Raw genomic sequence first — 18,292 nt, forward strand, 5'->3', positions numbered from 1 at the left:
GCGGTTAGCGGCGGACCTGGTGGGCGTTGGCTTTGTAGCCCACCCCGCGCACGGTCTGGATCAGCTCCGGATTCTCCGGGTCCTTCTCGATCTTGGCGCGCAGACGCTGGATGTGGACATTGACCAGGCGGCGGTCGGCATCGGAGTCTATGCCCCAGATCCGATCCAGGAGCGTGTCCCGGGAGAGCACCTGCCCGGGCTCCTGGGCGAGGTTGACCAGCAGGTCGAACTCCAGGGGGGTCAGGCGCACGGTCTGCCCCTCGCGGGTCACGGCGCGTCCGGCCAGGTCCACGTGCAGGTCCCCGATCTCCAGGCGGTCCGCGGACCGGGTTTCCCCGATGCGCAGCCGGGTGCGGATGCGGGCCAGCAGCTCGGCCGGTTTGAAGGGCTTGGCGATGTAGTCATCGGCGCCTGCCTCCAGCCCCCGCACCACGTCCTCGGTGTCGGACTTGGCGGTGAGCATGATGATCGGCACATCCGAGGTCTCCCGGATCTTCTCGCACACCTGGATCCCGGTCATCCCGGGCAGCATGAGATCCAGCAGGATCAGGTCCGGGTCGTAGCTTTCGAAGGCGGAGACGGCGCGGTCCCCGGTCTCGCAGAAGGTCGGCTCGAAGCCCTCGTTGGACAGCACGATCCCGACCATCTCGGCCAGAGCCTCGTCGTCGTCGACCACCAGAATCCGCGCTTTCACTCGCGCCCCTTTCCCGCTCGATGCCGCTGTCGCCTCCCGGCCGCGGCCTGGCCCGGTTCCGCGGCGCACGGGAGCACTCCAACCCTACGTGATCCGCAGGGCTGACTCGGTACGATGCCGTGCCGAGACCGCTGCGGCGACGGCGCTCAGATGACGGCATGCGATAGCGACGCGAGAACCGCTGGCTGCGGATGGCCTACGCGGCGTCCTCGGCGGCCAGCTCCGCCAGGATCTGCGCGGTGCGCGCCCCCACGTCCAGCAGCGACGCGACCCGTTCCGGGGCCACGGGATCCAGATCCGCCCGCTCCTCCAGCGCGATCCCCCGCAGGTGCTCCTGCCCCAGGCCCAGGCTGCGCCAGGTGCGCCACAGGGCTGCGGCCTCGCGCCCCGGGTCCGGCAGCCGTCCCCGGGTGTCCGGACCGGTGAGCACCCCCAGGCGCAGACCGAGACCGGTATCGTGCGCGGCGGCCGCGGCTTCCCAGTCCCGCGGGTCGGTGCTCGCCGGACGCACGGCCACCGCATCGAATTCCGCCCGCAGGTCCGGATCGGGTACGGGCCCGCCCTGATCGAGGATCGTGCCCAGGCCCAGCGACCGGGCCGCCAGGGCCAGCTCGCTCAGGGCCGCGCGGGCCTCCCCGCGGGGCACGGCGCGCAGGGTGCGCAGACCGGAGGCGGTGGGCACCCGGCCCGCCAGCACCTGCTCGGCGCGGAGCTCGCGCACCCGCAGGACCAGGTCCTCCCCCTCCACCGCGGTGCGCAGGGCCCGGACGTACTCGGCCAGACCGGCCCGCTGGGCCTCCCGCAGATCCCGGCGCGCCCCGTGATCGGCCAGGACGGCCCGCCCCTCCCCGAGGTGCAGCTCCGCGGCCAGGCTCAGCGGCCCGATGAGGTCCACCACGGTGGTGCCGCGGTGCCCGGCGGATTCCGCGCCGATCGCGTCGGCCAGTGCCTGCACATCCGAGCTCAGCCGCGCAGCGGCGGTGCGGGCCTCCCGGCCCGGGCTCTCCCGCAGCCGCCACCCGGCAGCCTGCAGGTCAGCGGACAGGCCGCCCAGGGTGGCCACCGTGCGCGCCAGGCGGGTTCCGGCCCAGCCGGTCTCCGGCAGCACGGGCAGCGCCCCCTGGTGCGGGTCACCCAGCTCCCCGCGCAGCATCCGCAGGGACTCGGGCATGTCGGTGCCCGGCAGGGATCCCCGGGTGCCCGCGCTCAGCCGCGCCGCGTCCAGCCGAGGCAGCGGGTCGGTCTCGGTCGGACCGGGTTCAGTCATTCCGGGCGCGCTCCTTCTCGTGCTGCTCCGCGATGCGCTCGTGGTGGCGGATCACCTCGCTGACGATGAAGCTCAGGAACTTCTCGGCGAAGGCCGGGTCCAGGTGGGAGTCCTCGGCCAGGGCCCGCAGGCGCCGGATCTGGGCGGCCTCCCGGTCCGGGTCCCCCGGAGGCAGGCGATGCTCGGCCTTCAGATGCCCCACCCGCTGGGTCGCGCGGAAGCGCTCGGCGAGCAGGTGGATCAGGGCGGCGTCGATGTTGTCGATCGTGCCGCGCATGGCCAGCAGCTCCTCGAAGACCTCGGGATCGATGTCGCTCAGGGAGCTGGCCCGCTCGTCGAAGGCGGGGGCGGCGGGGGTCTCGTCCTCGGTGTGGTGCGCGTTCATGCAGGGCAGTCTACGGGGCCGGAACCACGTCGGGCCGGTCCAGGGAGTAGGCGCGGTGGATCGTCGCCTGACCCAGCACCCGGGTGCCCTGGTAGATCACCAGGGTCTGCCCGGGGGCCACCCCGCGCAGCGGGCCGCGCAGGCGCACCACCAGCTGCACGGCCGTGCGCCCGTCCACCTCGGCCTCGCGCAGCCGGGCCGTGGCCGGCACCGGATCCGCGTGGGCGCGCACCTGCGCCATGACCTCGAAGGCCTCGGAGGCCTCCGGGGCCTCCCCGCGCGCACGGGCCTGCAGGAAGGCCTGCGCCTCGGGCACGGGGCGTCCGGCCCAGCTCTGCCGGATCCCGAGGATCTCCTCCACGGCCAGCATCTCCTTCGGCCCGACGACGACCTCGTTGGTCTTCGGGTGGATCTCCAGGACGAAGCGGGGCTTCCCGTCCGGGGCGGGCCGCCCGATCGCCAGGCCCTTGCGCTGGCCCACGGTGAAGGCCCGCGCCCCACGGTGGGTGCCCAGCACCTGCCCGGAGGTGTCCTTGATCGGCCCTTCCTGCAGGTCGATGCGCTCCTTGAGCCAGCTGCGGGTGTCCCCGTCGGGGATGAAGCAGATGTCGTGGGAATCGGCCTTCTTCGCGATCGCGAAGCCGCGCTCGGCGGCCTCGGCGCGCACCTCGGCCTTGGTGGGGGTCTCGGCCAGGGGGAACATCGCGTGCTCCAGCTGGGCCTCGGTGAGCACGCCGAGCACGTAGGACTGGTCCTTGGCCCAGTCCGCGGCCCGGTGCAGCTCGGGGCGTCCGTCGGGATCGCGCACGATCCTGGCGTAGTGCCCGGTGCACACGGCGTCGAATCCCAGCGCGAGAGCCTTCTCCAGCAGGGCCGCGAACTTGATCTTCTCGTTGCAGCGCATGCAGGGGTTGGGGGTGCGTCCGGCGGCGTACTCGCCGATGAAGTCATCCACCACGTCCTGCTTGAACCGCTCGGAGAAGTCCCAGACATAGAAGGGGATGCCGAGCTTGTCGCAGATGCGCCGGGCGTCCATCGAGTCCTCGATGGTGCAGCACCCGCGCGAGCCGGTGCGCAAGGTCCCGGGCATCCGGGACAGGGCCAGGTGCACCCCGACGACGTCGTGCCCGGCATCCACCGCGCGCGCGGCCGCCACCGCGGAGTCCACTCCCCCGCTCATCGCCGCCAGGACCTTCATGCTCCGCTCCTCCTCATGCTCGTCCGTCAGTTCCGCTGCCTATCTCTCAGACCCGGCCTCACCAGGCGCCACCCGGGACATGATCGGCCATCCCGGCGGCACTGGCCTGCCGATACGCCTGGGGCAGGGCCTCCAGGAGGGCCCGCACGTCCTGCTCGGTGCTGGTGCGGCCCAGGGTGAACCGCTGGGCCCCGCGCGCCTCGGCCTCCGTCAGGCCCATGGCCAGCAGGACCTCGGAGGGGCGGGGGACCCCGGCGTTGCACGCGGAGCCCGTGGAGGTGCGCACCCCGGCCATGTCCAGCAGGAACAGCAGGGAGTCCCCCTCGCAGCCGGGGAAGGTGAACAGGGCGTTGCCGGGCAGGCGGGAGTCCGCCCCGAGGTCCGCGGGTCCGCGCAGCACGGCCTGCGGGACGCGCTCGCGCACCCCGGCCACCAGGCGATCGCGCAGGCCGCGGATCCTCGCGGCCTCGGCCTCCAGATCCGCCAGCCCGGCCGCGGCGGCCCCGAAGCCCGCGGCACCGGGGGCATCCACCGTCCCCGAGCGCACCCCGCGCTCCTGCCCGCCGCCGTGGATCAGTGCCTGCAGGGGGGCGGTGCGCACGGCCACCAGGGCGCCGACGCCGGAGGGCGCGCCGATCTTGTGCCCGGACACCGCCATGGTGGTCGCGCCCACGGCGCGGAAGTCCACGGGCAGGCTGCCGTAGGCCTGCACGGCGTCGGTGTGGAAGGGCACCTGCGCCGCGGCGGCGATCTGCGCGAGCTCGGCGACCGGCTGGATGGTGCCGACCTCGCTGTTGGCCCACATCACCGCGACCAGCGCGTGCTGTCCCGGGTGGGCGGCCAGGGCCTCGCGCAGGGTCTGCGGGTGGACCCGACCCTCGGCGTCGACCTCCAGCCAGTCCAGTGCGGCACCCTGGTGCTCGGCCAGCCATTCCACGGTCTCGCGCACCGCCTGGTGCTCCACCGCGGAGACCGCGATGCGGGTGCGGCGGGGGTCCTGCTCGCGCCGGGCCCAGTACATGCCCTTGACGGCGAGGTTGTCGGCCTCCGTGCCGCCGCCGGTGAGGATGACCTCGGCCGGATCCGCCCCGAGGCTGGCGGCGATCTGCTCCCGCGCGGTCTCCACGGCGGAGCGGGCCGATCGCCCGGCCCCGTGCAGGGCGGAGGCGTTGCCGCCGGCGCGCAGCTGGGCGAGCATGGCCTCCAGGGCGCGCGGATCCACGGGCGTGGTGGCGGCGTGGTCGAGGTAGGCCTCCCGGACCATGGCGGGCTCCTTCCCGGCGGATGCGGCGTGTGCGGCGGGTGCCGTGGATGCGGCTGGTGCGGTGGATGCGACGGATGCTTCGGCGACGCCGGGGGCGCCGCGGCGGACACCCCATGCTACGCGCGCCGTGCGCGTCCCGGGCAAGAGCCCTGCGTCACCGGGCGGGGGCCTAGACTGTGGGACCGTGTTCGACATCCTCTTCCACACCCCGGAGATCCCCGGCAACACCGGCAACGCGATCCGCCTGGCCGCGGTGACCGGGGCGCACCTGCACCTGGTGGAGCCGCTGGGCTTCGACCTCTCGGATGCGCACCTGCGCCGCGCCGGCCTGGACTACCACGACCTCGCGGTGATGACGGTGCACCCGGACCTGGATTCCGCGTGGGCGGTGCTGGCCGGGCGCCGGATCTTCGCCTTCTCCACCACGGCCCGGGTCAGCTACGCGGACATCGCCTATGAGGAGGGGGATGTGCTGATGTTCGGTCGGGAGTCCGTGGGCCTGCCGCGGCAGGTGCAGGAGGATCCGCACGTCACCGAGCGGGTGCGCATCCCCATGCTGCCCGGGCGCCGCTCCCTGAACCTGGCCAACTCCGCCTCCATCGCGATCTACGAGGCCTGGCGCCAGCACGACTTCGGCGGGGTGCTCTAGCGCACAGTCCCGCGGGCCCGCATCCCTCGGGGTGGCCCCGCAGGGTTCGGCCGCGCACGCGAGACGACGCCGCGCCGGCCCCGGAAGGATCGGGGCCGGCGCGGCGTCGTCGGGTGAGGTCAGCCGCCGGCTCAGCGGCTGGAGGAGGAGCTGTCCGAAGCGCTGCCCAGGGTGACCTCCGCGGTCTTCTCGCTGCCGTTGCGCTGGTACTTCACGGTGACCTTCTGCCCGGCCGCGGCCTCGCGCACGCTGGCGGTCAGGGATTCGGCGTCGGTGATCTGGCGCCCGTCCAGCTCGGTGATGACGTCGCCGGTGGACAGCCCCGCCTGCTGGGCCGGGCCGTCGGAGCTCAGCCGCTTGATGACGGCGCCGTCGCTGAAGGTCTGGGACTTGTCCCCATCCGCGGGGCTGGAGGCCACCGAGGCCCCCAGCAGCCCGTGGGTCGCGTGCCCGTCGTCGATGATCTCCTGGGCCACCCGCTTGGCGTAGTCCACGGGGATGGAGAAGCCGACGCCGATGTTGCCGGTGGAGCCGCTGGATTCGGAGCCGCTGCTGGACCCGGCCGAGGCGATCGCGACGTTGATGCCGATGACCTCGCCGTCCTTGTTGACCAGGGCCCCGCCGGAGTTGCCGGGGTTGATCGCGGCGTCGGTCTGCAGCACCGCCAGAGAGATCGTGGAGTTGGACTGGGTCGTCTGGGTGCGCCCGTTCTTATCCGGGAACTGGAACTGGAAGGGCGAGCCCTGGGATGAGTCCTCGGTGTCGCCGCCCTCAGGGGCCGCGGAGGAGGCCACGGAGATCGTGCGGTTGAGGTTGGAGACGATGCCGTCCGTGACGGTGCCGCTCAGGCCCAGCGGGGAGCCGATGGCCACGGCCGTGTCCCCGACGTTGAGCTTGCTGGAGTCGCCCAGGGTGGCCGGGGTGAGGTCCAGGCCGTTCGCGTCGATCTTCAGCACGGCCAGATCCGAGGTGGGATCCGTGCCCACCACCTGCGCGGAGCGCACGGAGCCGTCGGACAGCTGCACCTCGGCGGTCGCGTTCGCGGTGGCCCCGTCCAGGGTGGCCACGTGGGTGTTGGTGAGGATGTGGCCCTGTTTGTCCAGGATCACCCCGGAGCCGGTGCCGGACTCCCCGCTGCCGGTGACGGCGATGGTCACCACGGAGGGCGAGGCCTTCTGCGCCGCGGCGGTGACCTCGTTGACCGAGCTGTGGTCGTTGACGATGGTCGTGCCGCCGCTGCCGGAGGAGGAGCTCGTGGAGGCGGAGTTCGCCTCGATCAGCCCCGTGGTCCCTGCAGCAGCACCCCCGCCGATCAGCGCGGCCACCGCCATCCCGGCGATCAGGGTGCCGGCGCCGAACCGGCGGCGATCCCGCCGCGGTGAGGCGGGCTGGTAGATGGGCTGGCCCGCGGTGCCCCAGCCGCCGTCGCCGCCGCCGTATCCGCCCTCGCCGTAGCCGTATCCGTAGGCCGCGGGCTGGGCCGCGGTCTGGGTGGCCTGGGTGGGCTGCTCGGCGGTGGCGGCCGCCTGCTCCTGGGTCCTCGCCCCGGAGGCCTGCCCGGCCCAGGTGGGGTAGGCCGCGGTGCTCTCCTGCGCAGTGCCCTCCTGCCCGGAGCCTGCCGGGCGGGTGCCTTCCTGTGTGGTGCCTGCGGGGCGGGTGCCCTCGATGCGCTGCGCGCCGGCGTCGGCGCCGATCGGGCGGGTGGACGGCTCCTGTTCGGCCCACGGGTGGGGCCGGGTCCGGTCCTCGTGACCGTCGGGCTGGTGGGGGTCCTGGGGCGGGGTGGTCATCCTCGAGCCTTTCATGCCGGGTCCTGCTGATGGGGGGGGCGGTGCGACCGCGCCGGTGCGCACGGCGCCCCGATGCTCGCTTCCACTGTGCTCCGCTCGGCTGTGCCCCCTGTGTGCGGATTCTGGACGTTTCCTGATCGTCACCTTGCCGCGTCGGCCTCGTCTGCGCCGACGGTGGATAACCCGTGATCCCCGCGCCGCCGTGGCCTAGTCTGGTGCCATGGAGCATCCAACCCGCCCCACCGCCGAGAGCCGAGGACGCCACCGGTCCGCCCTGCTGGTGCTGGCCGCCGTCGGCGCGAGCACCGCGCTCGGCGCCGCGCCCGCTCTGGCGCAGGCCCCGATGGATGTCTCCCCCGGACAGCGCGTGGTCGACGAAGCCGGGGTCCTGGGCTCGACCCAGACGCTGGATTCATCGATCGACCGGCTGGCCGAGGACCAGCACCTGACCCTCTACGTCATCACGGTGGATGAGTTCACCGACCCCTCCGGTGCCGATGCCTGGGTGAGCCGCTTCTCCGAGCTGAACGACCTCGGCGCCACCGACGCCGTGCTGGTCATCGCCACCCAGGCCCGCCAGGCCAAGTTCGAGGCCAGCTCCTCGGGCCCGATCACCCAGGAGCAGCAGCAGCGGATCTACCAGGATCGGATCTTCCCGAAGCTGCGCGACACCGACTGGACGGGTGCCGCCGAAGCCGCGGTGGACGGGATGCGCGAAGCCGCGCAGTCCTCGCGCGCCTCCAGCGGCGGGGGCGGCGGCAGCCAGGGACTGATCAGCGGCGGCTGGCTGCTGGCCGCCGGCGGCGCGGGGGCCGTGGGTGTGTGGGCGTGGCGGCGGCGTCGTCGGCGCGCCAACGGAACGAGCGCCGGCACCCCCGGCACGCCGTCTCAGGCCGCGGGTGCCCCCGGTGCCGCCCGGGTCCCGGGCGCTGCCCCCGCGGATCCGCTGGACGCGATGGACCTCGCGCAGCTGCGCGCCGAGGCCGGACCCCTGCTGGTGGCCGCGGACGACGCCGTCGCCCGCAGCGCCGAGGAGCTGGAGTTCGCCCGCGCCCAGTACGGCGACGAGGCTGTGCGACCCTTCGAGACCGCCCTCGCCCAGGCCCGGGAGAGCCTGACCCGCAGCTTCCAGCTGCAGCAGCAGCTGGACGACGACATCCCCGACACAGAGCAGCAGCAGCGCTCCTGGCTCACCGAGATCATCCGCGGGTGCCGCGCCGCCCAGGCGAGCCTGACGGCCAAGCAGGAGGAGTTCGCCCGGCTGCGCCGACTGGAGGACTCCCCCGCCGAGGCGATCTCCGCGGCCGGGAGCGGCGTCGAGCAGGAGCGCGCCCGGCTGGAGCGCACCCGCCCGAGGATCCGCGAGCTGACCGGACGGTTCGCCGTCGGCGCGGTGGAGCCGATCCTGGACTCCCTGGACGAGGCCGAGCGGCGGCTGGAGCTGGCCGCGGAGTCCGTGGGTCAGGCCCGCACCCACCTGGAGGCCGGGGAGGTCTCCGCCGCCGCGCTCGCGGTGCGCGGCGCGGAGGAGGCCACCGGGCAGGTCCGCTCCGTGATCGCCGCGGCCGAGCGCTCGGCCGGCGAGCTGGAGCAGGCCCGGGCCTCCCTGGAGGAGGCGCTGGAGCAGGCCGAGGCCGACGTCGCCGAGGCGCAGGCCCTGCTGGGCCGGGGCGGCTACGCGGATCTGAGCGGGGCGGCGGCCCGCGTGCGCCAGGCGGTCTCCGCGATCCGCGCTGAGCTGGCCGCAGGCCCCGTGGATCCGCAGGCCCAGGCCCGGCGCCTGCGCGAGGCCCGCGTGCAGCTGGATGAGGGCCTGGCCAGCGTGCGCGATGCCCACGCCCGGGATCGCTCGGCCCGCCAGACCCTCGCCCACACCCTGATCTCCGCGCAGACGGCCGTCGCTGCGGCCACCGACTACGTGGCGGCCCGCCGCGGCGGCGTCGGCCAGCAGGCCCGCACCGCCCTGCACGAGGCGCAGCGGCACCTGGCCGAAGCGCAGCGGCTGCGCGACGCCGAACCCACCGCGGCCCTCACCGAGGCCAACCAGGCGCTGCTGCGGGCCCAGCAGGCCCAGTCCGGGGCTGATGCGGACGTGCGCAGCTTCCGCACCGGCCCCGGGGCCGGCGGATCGAACCGGAACTCCGCCCTGCTGGGCGGGCTGCTGCTGGGCACCCTGCTCGGCGGCGGGAACCACGGCGGCTTCGGCGGCGGTGGCTCGGGGGGCTTCGGCGGCGGCAGCTTCGGCGGCGGCGGGGGCGGCTTCGGCTCCGGCGGGGCCGGAGGAAACTTCTGACACCAGCTCCTGAGCCGAGCTCCGGACCCGAAGGGACTCTCGACCGAGGACCCGCCGCGGAAAGCACCGAGGTTCCGCCCCACAGACCAGCACACAGAACACAGCCACCCACCACGACCAGGAGGAACATCCCATGGTGAAGCAGTCCATCTTCGGCCGGATCGCGCAGCTGGCGAAGGCCAACGTGAACGCGATGATCGACGCGGCCGAGGACCCGCAGAAGATGCTGGACCAGATGGTCCGGGACTACCGGAACAACATCGCCGAGGCGGAGCAGGCGGTGGCCCAGACCATCGGCAACCTGCGCCTGCTGGAGGAGGACCACGCCGAGGACCTGAAGGAGGCCCAGGAGTGGGGCCGCAAGGCCCTGGCCGCCTCCCAGACGGCGGACCGGCACCGGGAGCAGGGCGATGCCGCGAGCGCGGACAAGTTCGACGGCCTGGCGAAGATCGCGCTGCAGCGCCAGCTGGCCGCGGAGCAGGAGGCTCAGGCCGCCGAGCCGCAGATCGCCGCGCAGACGGAGGCGGTGGACAAGCTCAAGGACGGGCTGAACCGGATGCGCTCCAAGCTGGATGAGCTGACCCGCAAGAGGGATGAGCTCTCGGCCCGGCAGAAGTCCGCGGCCGCGCAGAACCAGGTCAACGACGCCCTCAAGGCCTTCGACGTCATGGACCCGACCAGCGAGGTCAGCCGCTTCGAGGAGAAGGTGCGCCGGGAGGAGGCCCGGGTGCGCGGGGCGCAGGAGCTGTCCGCTTCCTCCCTGGACGCGCAGTTCGAGTCCCTGGAGGATCTGTCCCGGGAGTCCGAGGTGGAGGCGCGCCTGGCCGCGCTGAAGAAGTCCCAGGGCTGAGTGGCGGGGCCGGCGTCGCGGCCGACGGCCTCCGGCGCGTGCCTCCGGGCGGGTGACGCCGGGATCATGGTCGGCTATGATGTGGATCATGCCTGCCCCCGCCCCTGCCGCCGTCGCCTCCGGTCTGACCAAGGCCTTCGGGCGGTTCACGGCGGTGGACGGCATCGACTTCCGGATCGAGGCCGGGGAGGCCTTCGGGCTGCTGGGCCCCAACGGGGCGGGCAAGTCCACGACCATGAAGATGCTCGGGGCCACCTCCCGGCGCACGGGCGGGCACCTGGAGGTGCTCGGCGCGGACCCGGACGTTCAGGGGCCCAGCATCCGGACGCGCATCGGCGTCGTCCCGCAGGAGGACCGGCTGGACCTGGACCTGACGGTGGCCAAGAACATGGCCGTGTACGGCCGGTACTTCGGTCTGCCCCGGTGGTACCTGCGGGAGAAGATCCCCGAGCTGCTGGACTTCGCGCAGCTGACCGACAAGCGCGACGTGCGCGCGGATGACCTCTCCGGCGGGATGAAGCGGCGCCTGACCATCGCCCGGGCGCTGGTCAACGAGCCCCGGCTGCTGATGCTGGATGAGCCGACCACGGGCCTGGATCCGCAGGCCCGGCACCTGCTGTGGGAGAAGCTGTTCCGACTGCGCGAGAGCGGGACCACCCTGCTGCTGACCACGCACTACATGGACGAGGCCGAGCAGCTGTGCGATCGGATCGTGGTGATCGACCACGGCCGGATCATGGCCGAAGGCTCCCCCGCCGCCCTGATCCGGGAGCACGTGAGCCGGGAGGTGCTGGAGCTGCGCCTGGATCGAGCGGTCCTGGACGAGCAGGCCGCGCTGCTGCGCGAGCGCGGCGGGTTCCGGCGGGTCGAGCGGCTGCCGGACCGGCTGCTGATCCACGCCGAGGACGCCGATGCGGCCCTGACCCGCAGCCACGACCTCGGGGTCCCCGTGCGCTCCAGCCTGGTCCGGCGCGCCTCCCTGGAGGATGTGTTCCTGACCCTGACCGGACGGAGCCTGATCGAATGAAGGACGCCGTCGCGGATCCGCAGCCCACCGCGCAGTCGTACTCCCCGGCGGCCCGACGAGCCGGCCTGGACGATCCGCAGGTCGCGGCCCGACGCCGCCGCACCGCCTTCTGGGGGGTGACCGAGCACATGCTGTGGGTGTACTGGCGCTACCGGCTGACCCTGCTGACCTCCGCGCTGGGTGAGCCGGTCCTGTACCTGCTGGGTATGGGGCTGGGACTGGGCGCCCTGATCAGCCACGGCACGGGGGCGGACACCTACGGGGTGTCCTACGTGGTGTTCGTCGCCCCGGCCTTGCTGGTCTCGGCGGCCGTGATGGTGGGCGTGGAGGAATCCACCTACCAGGTGCTCGGCGGCACGCAGTGGGACGCCAAGACCTACTACACGATCTACCAGGCCGCCGTCTCCCCCGGGCAGCTGACCCTCGGGGTGCTGCTGGCGATCCAGGTGAGGGTCGCCGCGGTGGCGGGGCTGTACTGGATCGCGATGCTCGTCTTCGGGGTGCTCCCGCAGCCGGGCACGGGGCTGGCGATCCCGCTGGTCGCGATGCTCGGGGCCCTGGCCTTCGGGGCGCCGGTGGCCGGGTACTTCGCCGGTCTGGACCGGGAGGGCGGCAGATCCACCATGGTGCGCCGCTTCGTGCTGATGCCGCTGGTGCTGTTCTCCGGGGTGTACTACCCGCTGAACGTGCTGCCGTGGGGCATCCAGTGGATCGGATGGATCTCCCCCGTGTGGCACGCCGCCGAGCTCTCCCGCGGACTGGCCTTCGGCCATGCCGAGCCGGCGTGGCTGGTGGCCGCGCACCTGCTGGTGCTCCTCGGACTGTCGGTCCTGGGGATCCTGTGGCTGCGCCGGTCCTTGACCCGGAAGCTGGAGGACCGATGAGCCGCCCGCCCGCCCACATCCCCGGCATACGCTCCCGCGCCGGTTCCCGCTCCCACGGTGTGACGTCGGCCCCCGCCCGGCCCGCAGCGGGGGCCCAGACGCTGCTGGCCCACCGGCGTCCGGCGCCCTTCGCCCAGACCGTCTACTCCGGCAACGCCCGCTCGGTCTTCGAGCACGGGCTGGCCACCTCCTACGGGTCCAACTGGCTGATCATGGTCTCCGGGGTGCTCGAGCCGATGCTGTACCTGCTGTCCATGGGCATCGGCGTCGGCGCCCTGGTGGGGGCGGTGCAGTACCAGGGGCAGGACCTGCCGTACCCGGCGTACATCGCCCCGGCCCTGCTGGCCACCTCCGCGATGAACGGGGCGATCTACGACTCCACGTGGAACGTGTTCTTCAAGCTGCGCTTCTCCAAGGTGTACCAGTCCATGCTGGCCACGCCGCTGGGGCCGCTGGACGTGGCCCTGGGCGAGATCTCCTCGGCGCTGTTCCGCGGGATGCTCTACTCCTGCGCGTTCATGGCGCTGATGAGCGTGCTGGGCTACAGCCTGGCTTGGACTGCCGTGCTGGCGATCCCGGCGTGCCTGCTGATCGCCTTCGGCTTCGCGGCCCTGGGCATGGCCGTGACCTCCTACTGCCGCACCTTCGTGCACATGGACTGGATCATGGTGGTGCTGCTGCCGATGTTCCTGCTCTCCGCGACCTTCTTCCCGATCACGGTGTACCCGCCGGCCCTGCAGTGGGTCATCATGGCCTTCCCGCTGTGGCACGCGGTGGAGATGGTGCGGATGCTCAGCACCGGGCTGCTCACCCCGGTCTTCGCGGTGCACGTCGGCTACTTCGCGGTGCTGGCCGGCGTCGGCATCGTGCTGGTGACCCGGCGGCTGAGTGCCCTGTTCCTGCGCTGACCCGCCCCGTCCCTCGGCCGCGGCCAGCCGCGGCCCGGCCGGTTTGGGAGGGGTTTCGGTGTGTGGGTGTGTCCTCGGGGCTCCCAAACGCCGAAACCCCTCCCAAACCGGCCGGGGGGGGCGGGGCGAGGCCGCACATGCGACGAGGCCCGGTTCCTGGTGATCCAGGAACCGGGCCTCGTGCTTCTCGTTGCGGGGGCAAGATTTGAACTTGCGACCTCCGGGTTATGAGCCCGGCGAGCTACCGAACTGCTCCACCCCGCGGCGACCTGTTCAACTATACGGACCCGCCCCACCCTGCGCAACTCCGATCGGGCATCTGTGGCGCAGAACATAGAATGACGCCGCGGCCGCCCCTCCGCGAGGGAGGGTGCGTCCGCGGCGTCGGCCAATCACGCGGCCCGGACGATCAGCGCCCTGGCCGGCTCACCGGTCCGCCGAGGCGCTGGCGGACGGCGACGGGCTGGCCGAGGCCGTCGCGCCCTCGGCTTCCATGGCCTCGTCCAGGGCCTTCTGCAGGCGGTCCTGGGCCTCGCCGTACTTGGCCCAGTCGCCGTCCTTGCGGGCCTGGTCGGCGTCCTTCATGGCCTGGCTGGCCTTCTCCAGCGCGGAGCCCAGATCCCCGGAGGCGCTGCTCCCGGAGCCCTGCTGGCCGCTCTCGCCGTCCTGGGCGTCGGCCTCCTGGGCGTCCACCCCGGCGTCCTGGGTGGTCTGCGCTCCGGAATCGCCGCCGAACACCTGGTTCAGCGCCTCGTCGAGGGTCGGGGCGTAGCCGACCTTCTCGCCGAAGCCCACGAGCACGCGGCGCAGGGTCGGGTAGGCCGAATCCCCGCTGGACTGCACGTAGACGGGCTGGACGTAGAGGATGCCGTCACCGACGGGCAGGGTCAGCAGGTTGCCCTTGACCACCCGGGAGCCGCCCTGGCTGAGCAGGTTCAGCTCGGAGGAGACCTCGGTGTCCGAGTTGAAGTTGTTCTGCGCCTGACCGGGCCCGGGCACCACGGAGGAGCGCGGCAGCTCCAGCAGCCGCAGCTTCCCGTAGTCCGGGGAGCGCTCCCCGTTCTTGCCGGTGCCGGCATCCCCGTTGGCCGCCAGGTACCCGTACATCACGTTGCGGGTGGAGCTGTCCGACTGCTGCGGGATGAAGGAGCTGGTCAGGGAGAAGGAGGCCTTGTCCTCCCCCGGCATCTGCAGGGAGAGGTAGTACGGCGGCAGCTCGGTGTCCGAATCGGTCGTGGGATCGTTCGGGACCTTCCAGACGTCGTCCCCGGCGTAGAAGGAGTTGGCATCCGTCACGTGGTAACGGTTCAGCAGCTCCCGCTGCACCTTGAACAGGTCCTCCGGGTAGCGCACGTGCGCCATCAGGGCCGCGGACATGTCCTTGTAGGACTTCACGGTGTTCGGGAAGACCTTCTGCCAGGACTTCAGCACCGGGTCGTCCTCGTCCCACGCGTACAGCTGCACCGAGCCGTCGTAGGCGTTCACGGTGGCCTTGACCGAGTTGCGGATGTAGTTGACCTTCTCATCCGGCAGGGCCTGGGCCTGCCCGTTCTGGGTGCGCGAGTCCTGCGTGGCGCTGCCCAGGGAGGTGGGCGCGGAGTACGGGTAGGAGGACGACGTCGTGTACGCGTCCACGATCCACTGCACCTTGCCGTCGATGATCGCCGGGTACGGGTTGCCGTCCACCGTCAGGTACGGGGCGACCTTGCGCACCCGCTCGGCCGGGTCCCGGTCGTAGAGGATCTGGGACTCCGGGCGCACCCCGTCGGAGAGCAGCAGGTCGGAGGACTGGTACTTGATGGAGTAGGCCAGGCGGTTGAACCAGTTGCCGACGTTGGGCCCGCCGTTCCCGCTGAAGGTGGTCTTGGCGTCGTTGGAGTCGGAGTCGTCCGTGGTCTGCGGGCGGTCCAGCTCCAGGTGCTCGTCGCCTTCCGAGCCGCCGACGATCGAGTACTCGGGGGAGGACTGGCCGAAGTAGATCCGCGGCTCGTAGTTCTCCGAGATCTCGCCGGTGGCGTTGATGCCGGACTGCATGAACTTGGGCTTGCCGTCGGCCTCCACCTGGTTGCCGTAGGCGGCGACGACGCCGTAGCCGTGGGTGTAGACCACGTGCTGGTTGTACCAGCCCTGGTCCTGGTTCTGCCCCGGGTTCAGCTCGCGCGCGGAGATCACGGTGTCCTGGGTGGTGCCGTCGATGTCGTAGCGGTCCACGGACAGGGTCTTGCCGAACTGGTAGTAGGGACGGAACTGCTGCAGCTGGGCGAAGGCGGAGGAGACCACGTTCGGGTCCAGCAGGCGGATGTTGGAGATGGACTGCGAGTCGTTGCGCAGCGCGCCCTTCGCGGAGTCCACCGTGGCGTCGTAGTTGGTGGATTCCAGGTCCGAGAGCCCGTAGGCGTCCCGGGTCATGTCGATGTTGCGCTGGATGTACGGGTTCTCCATGGACTGCTCGGTGGGCTGGACCTGGAACCGCTGCACGATCCACGGGTACAGCCCGCCGGCCACGAGGGAGACCACCAGCAGCATCGCGGTGCCGATCATCGGCAGGCGCCACCGGCCCACCACCGCGCCTACGATGCACATCACCGCGACCAGCACGGCCGCGATGGCCAGGATCGCCTTGGTGGGGATCACGGCGTTGACGTCGGTGTACATCGCTCCGGTCCAGTCCCCGGAGTCGTTCTGCAGCGTCGCGTAGCGGCCCAGCCAGAAGTTCGCGCCCACGACCAGGAGGATCGCGGCGGCTGTGATGCCCATCTGCACGGTGAAGGCGCGCGAGACCCGCAGGCCCCGCTCCCCCACCGAGATCCCGCCGTACAGGTAGTGCACGACCAGCGCGGCCAGGCCCGCGAAGATCAGGGTGGTCAGCACGAAGCCGGTAACCAGGCGCAGGAACGGCAGGGTGAACATGAAGAAGGACAGGTCCAGGCCGAACTGCGGATCGGTGCGCCCGGAGGGCTCCTGGGCGAAGAACAGCACGACGGTGTCCCAGCGGGTGAGGAACGTGGCCGCGCCGAACAGCCCGATGACCAGGGGCACCGCGATCAGCAGCACCCGGCGCATCGGCTCCAGGGCCTGCTGGTAGCGGGCCATGTTCTGTTCGAAGGCCGCGCGCAGATCCGCCATCGGATCCTGTCCGGCCCCCTCCCGGCGGGCCTGCTCCCGGGCGGCGTCGCGCCCGGCCCGCGAGCGTCCGGCGGCCGGACGCGCGGGACGGTGGCGCCAGGCCAGGCGCATGCTCAGCCACACGACGAAGGCCATGAGCACCGCGGCGGCGAGGAAGACCCCGACCTTGATGCCGTTCTCCCGCAGGAACACGGTGAGGTAGCCGACCTGGTCGTACCAGAGCACCTCGGTGTACACCTGGGTCGCGGCCACGAAGGCGATGATCAGGGCGATGACGATGATCGCGGTGATGATCAGGGGACGACGCCGCGAGGAGGCGGGGCCGCGCGCGGCACGGTCGGGGCGGGAGGATCCTCCCGCATCGGGCTGGTGGGGTCCTTGGCTCACGGATGTCCTCGAGGTCGCAGGCGGTGGATGCGGGCCCCGCGCCGCCCCGGGGTCGCTCGCCCGCGCTGCCGAGGCGGCTGCGCGGGTGCTCCCGGTGCGGGTCAGGGGCCGTGGACGCCGCGCGAGCAAGCCCGGCCCGGCGTCGTGCCTCCCATTGTGCCCGGAAAGGGGTGCCGCGGACCATTCCGGTCAGGGATGCGAAGCGCCTGAGGCCCCCGGACCCGGAGACCTCAGGAGCCGCACTGCGGGTAGGAGGCGGGGTCCTTGCCCTCGCCGACGCCGCGCACGGCCTCCACGGCCTCGTCCAGCGTGGAGACCTTGACCACCGACAGCCCGTCGGGGATGTGCCCGGTGACCTCGTCGCAGTTGTCCGCCGGGGCCAGGAAGAGGGTGGCCCCGGCCTGCCGGGCCCCGATCATCTTCTGCCGGATCCCGCCGATGGCCCCGACCTTCCCCTGGGCGTCGATCGTGCCGGTGCCGGCCACGTGCTTGCCGCCGGTCAGGGAGCCGGGGGTCAGCTCGTCGATGATCCCCAGGGCGAACATGGTGCCCGCGCTCGGCCCGCCGACGTCCTGCAGCCCGTAGTCCACGGTGAACGGGAAGTGGTAGTCCGGCTTCAGGTACAGCCCCAGCACCCACCGACCCGAGGCGTCGTCGCGCCGCGGGGTCAGCCGCACGGTGCGCTGCTCGTCCTTGCCCCCGGGGCGATAGACGACGTCGACGGCCTTGCCCTCGGTGCGCTGCAGGGCGTCGGTGAGGTCCTGGTAGGTCTTCAGCCGGGTGCCGCCCACGGCCACCAGCACGTCGCCCTCCGCCAGGGGCCCGGCCGCGCTCTGCGGGGCCCGCCCGGCGACCCGCAGGGTCACGGAGTAGTCGATGCCCAGGTGCTCGGCGGCTGCGGCCTGGGCGGCGGACTGGGAGTCGGTCATGTCCGCGCTGTTGCGCGCGGCGACCTGCGCCGAGCTGGTGCCGGGGGCGTAGAGGGCGTCCGCGGGCAGCGCCGTGCGCCCGGGGTCCAGGAACGCGCCGAGCACGGCCAGCGGGTTGGTCTGGGAGTTGGGCCCGCCTGCGACGGAGACGGTGGTCATGTCCAAGCTGCCGCTGACGGGATAGGTCTTCGCGCCGTCGATGCGGATCAGCTGGTGCCCGTTCCACTCGCCGATCGTGTTGAAGGTGGGGCCGGGCGCCTCGGTGACGAACGGCGGGGCCAGCAGCGCCCCCGCGGCCAGGATCCCGACGGTGGCCGCACCGCACAGGCCGGTCAGGCGGGCCCGACGCCGCTGGGCGCGGCGAGGCCGCAGCGTGGGGGTGCGCGGGGCGGACCCGGTCTGCCCCGCGGAGTCGGGGTCGTGCTGCTGCGGGGTCTCGGGCATCCTGGGGCTTCCTGCTCGGGCGTGGCCCGCGCGGGGCTGCCGGCGACGCGCGGGGGCGGGGGCAGCCGGGCCGGGACGGCTCACGGGCGTGGCCCATCCTAGCCCACAGCGGCCTGGGCGGATCCGGCGCTGATCCGGCGTCGGTCCGGCGTCGGCCCGGCGGGTGGGACTGTGCCAGGAGCGGACACGGGCTGACG

General features: G+C 72.7%; 14 protein-coding genes and 1 tRNA gene. 6 read left to right on the forward strand and 9 right to left on the reverse strand.

Going from position 1 to position 18,292, the window contains the following annotated elements:
- Positions 1-4 precede the first annotated feature (4 nt).
- The 5 genes from mtrA to KKR01S_RS00950 all read right to left on the reverse strand — a co-directional run bounded on the left by mtrA (position 5) and on the right by KKR01S_RS00950 (position 4,808).
- Complete coding sequence (gene mtrA / locus KKR01S_RS00930; RefSeq protein WP_061225040.1) at positions 5-694, reverse strand: MtrAB system response regulator MtrA; 690 nt, start codon at positions 692-694, stop codon at positions 5-7.
- Positions 695-890: 196 nt separating this feature from the next.
- A complete protein-coding gene (locus KKR01S_RS00935) occupies positions 891-1,961 on the reverse strand; it encodes a hypothetical protein (RefSeq protein WP_061225041.1) in 1,071 nt (356 codons plus the stop codon).
- On the reverse strand, positions 1,954-2,346 hold the full coding sequence (locus KKR01S_RS00940) for a chorismate mutase (RefSeq protein ID WP_058731379.1): 393 nt from the start codon (positions 2,344-2,346) through the stop codon (positions 1,954-1,956). The genes KKR01S_RS00935 and KKR01S_RS00940 overlap by 8 nt, the downstream gene beginning before the upstream one ends.
- 10 nt (positions 2,347-2,356) lie before the next feature.
- Positions 2,357-3,544: a tRNA 2-thiouridine(34) synthase MnmA gene (gene mnmA / locus KKR01S_RS00945; protein WP_061225042.1), complete on the reverse strand. Its 1,188-nt coding sequence runs from the start codon at positions 3,542-3,544 to the stop codon at positions 2,357-2,359.
- A gap of 58 nt (positions 3,545-3,602) precedes the next feature.
- Complete coding sequence (locus KKR01S_RS00950) at positions 3,603-4,808, reverse strand: cysteine desulfurase family protein (protein ID WP_058731381.1); 1,206 nt, start codon at positions 4,806-4,808, stop codon at positions 3,603-3,605.
- Between the two features lie 184 nt (positions 4,809-4,992).
- Between KKR01S_RS00950 and KKR01S_RS00955 the strand changes: the two genes are divergently transcribed.
- Positions 4,993-5,457, forward strand: a complete 465-nt coding sequence (locus tag KKR01S_RS00955) for a tRNA (cytidine(34)-2'-O)-methyltransferase (RefSeq protein WP_058731382.1) — start codon at positions 4,993-4,995, stop codon at positions 5,455-5,457.
- Positions 5,458-5,588: 131 nt separating this feature from the next.
- Here KKR01S_RS00955 and KKR01S_RS00960 read toward each other — a convergent pair whose 3' ends face one another.
- Positions 5,589-7,247, reverse strand: a complete 1,659-nt coding sequence (locus tag KKR01S_RS00960; protein WP_061225043.1) for a S1C family serine protease — start codon at positions 7,245-7,247, stop codon at positions 5,589-5,591.
- Between the two features lie 220 nt (positions 7,248-7,467).
- Between KKR01S_RS00960 and KKR01S_RS11410 the strand changes: the two genes are divergently transcribed.
- From KKR01S_RS11410 to KKR01S_RS00985, 5 genes are all read left to right on the forward strand, one after another.
- Positions 7,468-9,540 carry a TPM domain-containing protein gene (locus KKR01S_RS11410; RefSeq protein WP_081101432.1) on the forward strand — a complete coding sequence of 691 codons (2,073 nt, stop codon included), beginning with the start codon at positions 7,468-7,470 and terminating at the stop codon, positions 9,538-9,540.
- A gap of 133 nt (positions 9,541-9,673) precedes the next feature.
- Complete coding sequence (locus tag KKR01S_RS00970) at positions 9,674-10,390, forward strand: PspA/IM30 family protein (protein WP_058731570.1); 717 nt, start codon at positions 9,674-9,676, stop codon at positions 10,388-10,390.
- Between the two features lie 88 nt (positions 10,391-10,478).
- Positions 10,479-11,417, forward strand: coding sequence for an ABC transporter ATP-binding protein (locus tag KKR01S_RS00975; RefSeq protein ID WP_061225087.1), 939 nt, complete (start codon positions 10,479-10,481; stop codon positions 11,415-11,417).
- Positions 11,414-12,301: an ABC transporter permease gene (locus KKR01S_RS00980; RefSeq protein WP_061225045.1), complete on the forward strand. Its 888-nt coding sequence runs from the start codon at positions 11,414-11,416 to the stop codon at positions 12,299-12,301. Before KKR01S_RS00975 ends, KKR01S_RS00980 begins: the two co-directional genes overlap by 4 nt.
- Entirely contained in the window at positions 12,298-13,209 is a 912-nt protein-coding gene (locus KKR01S_RS00985; protein ID WP_081101433.1) for an ABC transporter permease, read from the forward strand. The genes KKR01S_RS00980 and KKR01S_RS00985 overlap by 4 nt, the downstream gene beginning before the upstream one ends.
- Positions 13,210-13,399: 190 nt before the next feature.
- Here KKR01S_RS00985 and KKR01S_RS00990 read toward each other — a convergent pair.
- From KKR01S_RS00990 to KKR01S_RS01000, 3 genes are all read right to left on the reverse strand, one after another.
- Positions 13,400-13,473: transfer RNA gene (locus KKR01S_RS00990), tRNA-Met, on the reverse strand.
- Positions 13,474-13,635: 162 nt separating this feature from the next.
- Positions 13,636-16,722, reverse strand: a complete 3,087-nt coding sequence (locus KKR01S_RS00995; protein ID WP_061225046.1) for a UPF0182 family membrane protein — start codon at positions 16,720-16,722, stop codon at positions 13,636-13,638.
- A 230-nt stretch (positions 16,723-16,952) separates the two neighbouring features.
- The gene (locus KKR01S_RS01000; protein ID WP_081101434.1) at positions 16,953-18,095 is read right to left on the reverse strand and encodes a YlbL family protein; all 1,143 of its coding nucleotides are present in this window, start codon (positions 18,093-18,095) and stop codon (positions 16,953-16,955) included.
- Positions 18,096-18,292 lie beyond the last annotated feature (197 nt).

The organism is Rothia kristinae NBRC 15354, assembly GCF_001570865.1.
Classification (GTDB): Bacteria; Actinomycetota; Actinomycetes; order Actinomycetales; family Micrococcaceae; genus Rothia; species Rothia kristinae.

Coding starts and splice junctions, on each gene's coding strand:
- KKR01S_RS00960 (WP_061225043.1), bottom strand. CDS start 7,247: ATGACCACCCCGCCCCAGGACCCCCACCAGCCCGACGGTCACGAGGAC.
- KKR01S_RS00975 (WP_061225087.1), top strand. CDS start 10,479: ATGCCTGCCCCCGCCCCTGCCGCCGTCGCCTCCGGTCTGACCAAGGCC.
- KKR01S_RS00950 (WP_058731381.1), bottom strand. CDS start 4,808: ATGGTCCGGGAGGCCTACCTCGACCACGCCGCCACCACGCCCGTGGAT.
- KKR01S_RS00980 (WP_061225045.1), top strand. CDS start 11,414: ATGAAGGACGCCGTCGCGGATCCGCAGCCCACCGCGCAGTCGTACTCC.
- KKR01S_RS11410 (WP_081101432.1), top strand. CDS start 7,468: ATGGAGCATCCAACCCGCCCCACCGCCGAGAGCCGAGGACGCCACCGG.
- KKR01S_RS00940 (WP_058731379.1), bottom strand. CDS start 2,346: ATGAACGCGCACCACACCGAGGACGAGACCCCCGCCGCCCCCGCCTTC.
- KKR01S_RS00935 (WP_061225041.1), bottom strand. CDS start 1,961: ATGACTGAACCCGGTCCGACCGAGACCGACCCGCTGCCTCGGCTGGAC.
- KKR01S_RS01000 (WP_081101434.1), bottom strand. CDS start 18,095: ATGCCCGAGACCCCGCAGCAGCACGACCCCGACTCCGCGGGGCAGACC.
- mnmA (WP_061225042.1), bottom strand. CDS start 3,544: ATGAAGGTCCTGGCGGCGATGAGCGGGGGAGTGGACTCCGCGGTGGCG.
- KKR01S_RS00985 (WP_081101433.1), top strand. CDS start 12,298: ATGAGCCGCCCGCCCGCCCACATCCCCGGCATACGCTCCCGCGCCGGT.
- KKR01S_RS00970 (WP_058731570.1), top strand. CDS start 9,674: ATGGTGAAGCAGTCCATCTTCGGCCGGATCGCGCAGCTGGCGAAGGCC.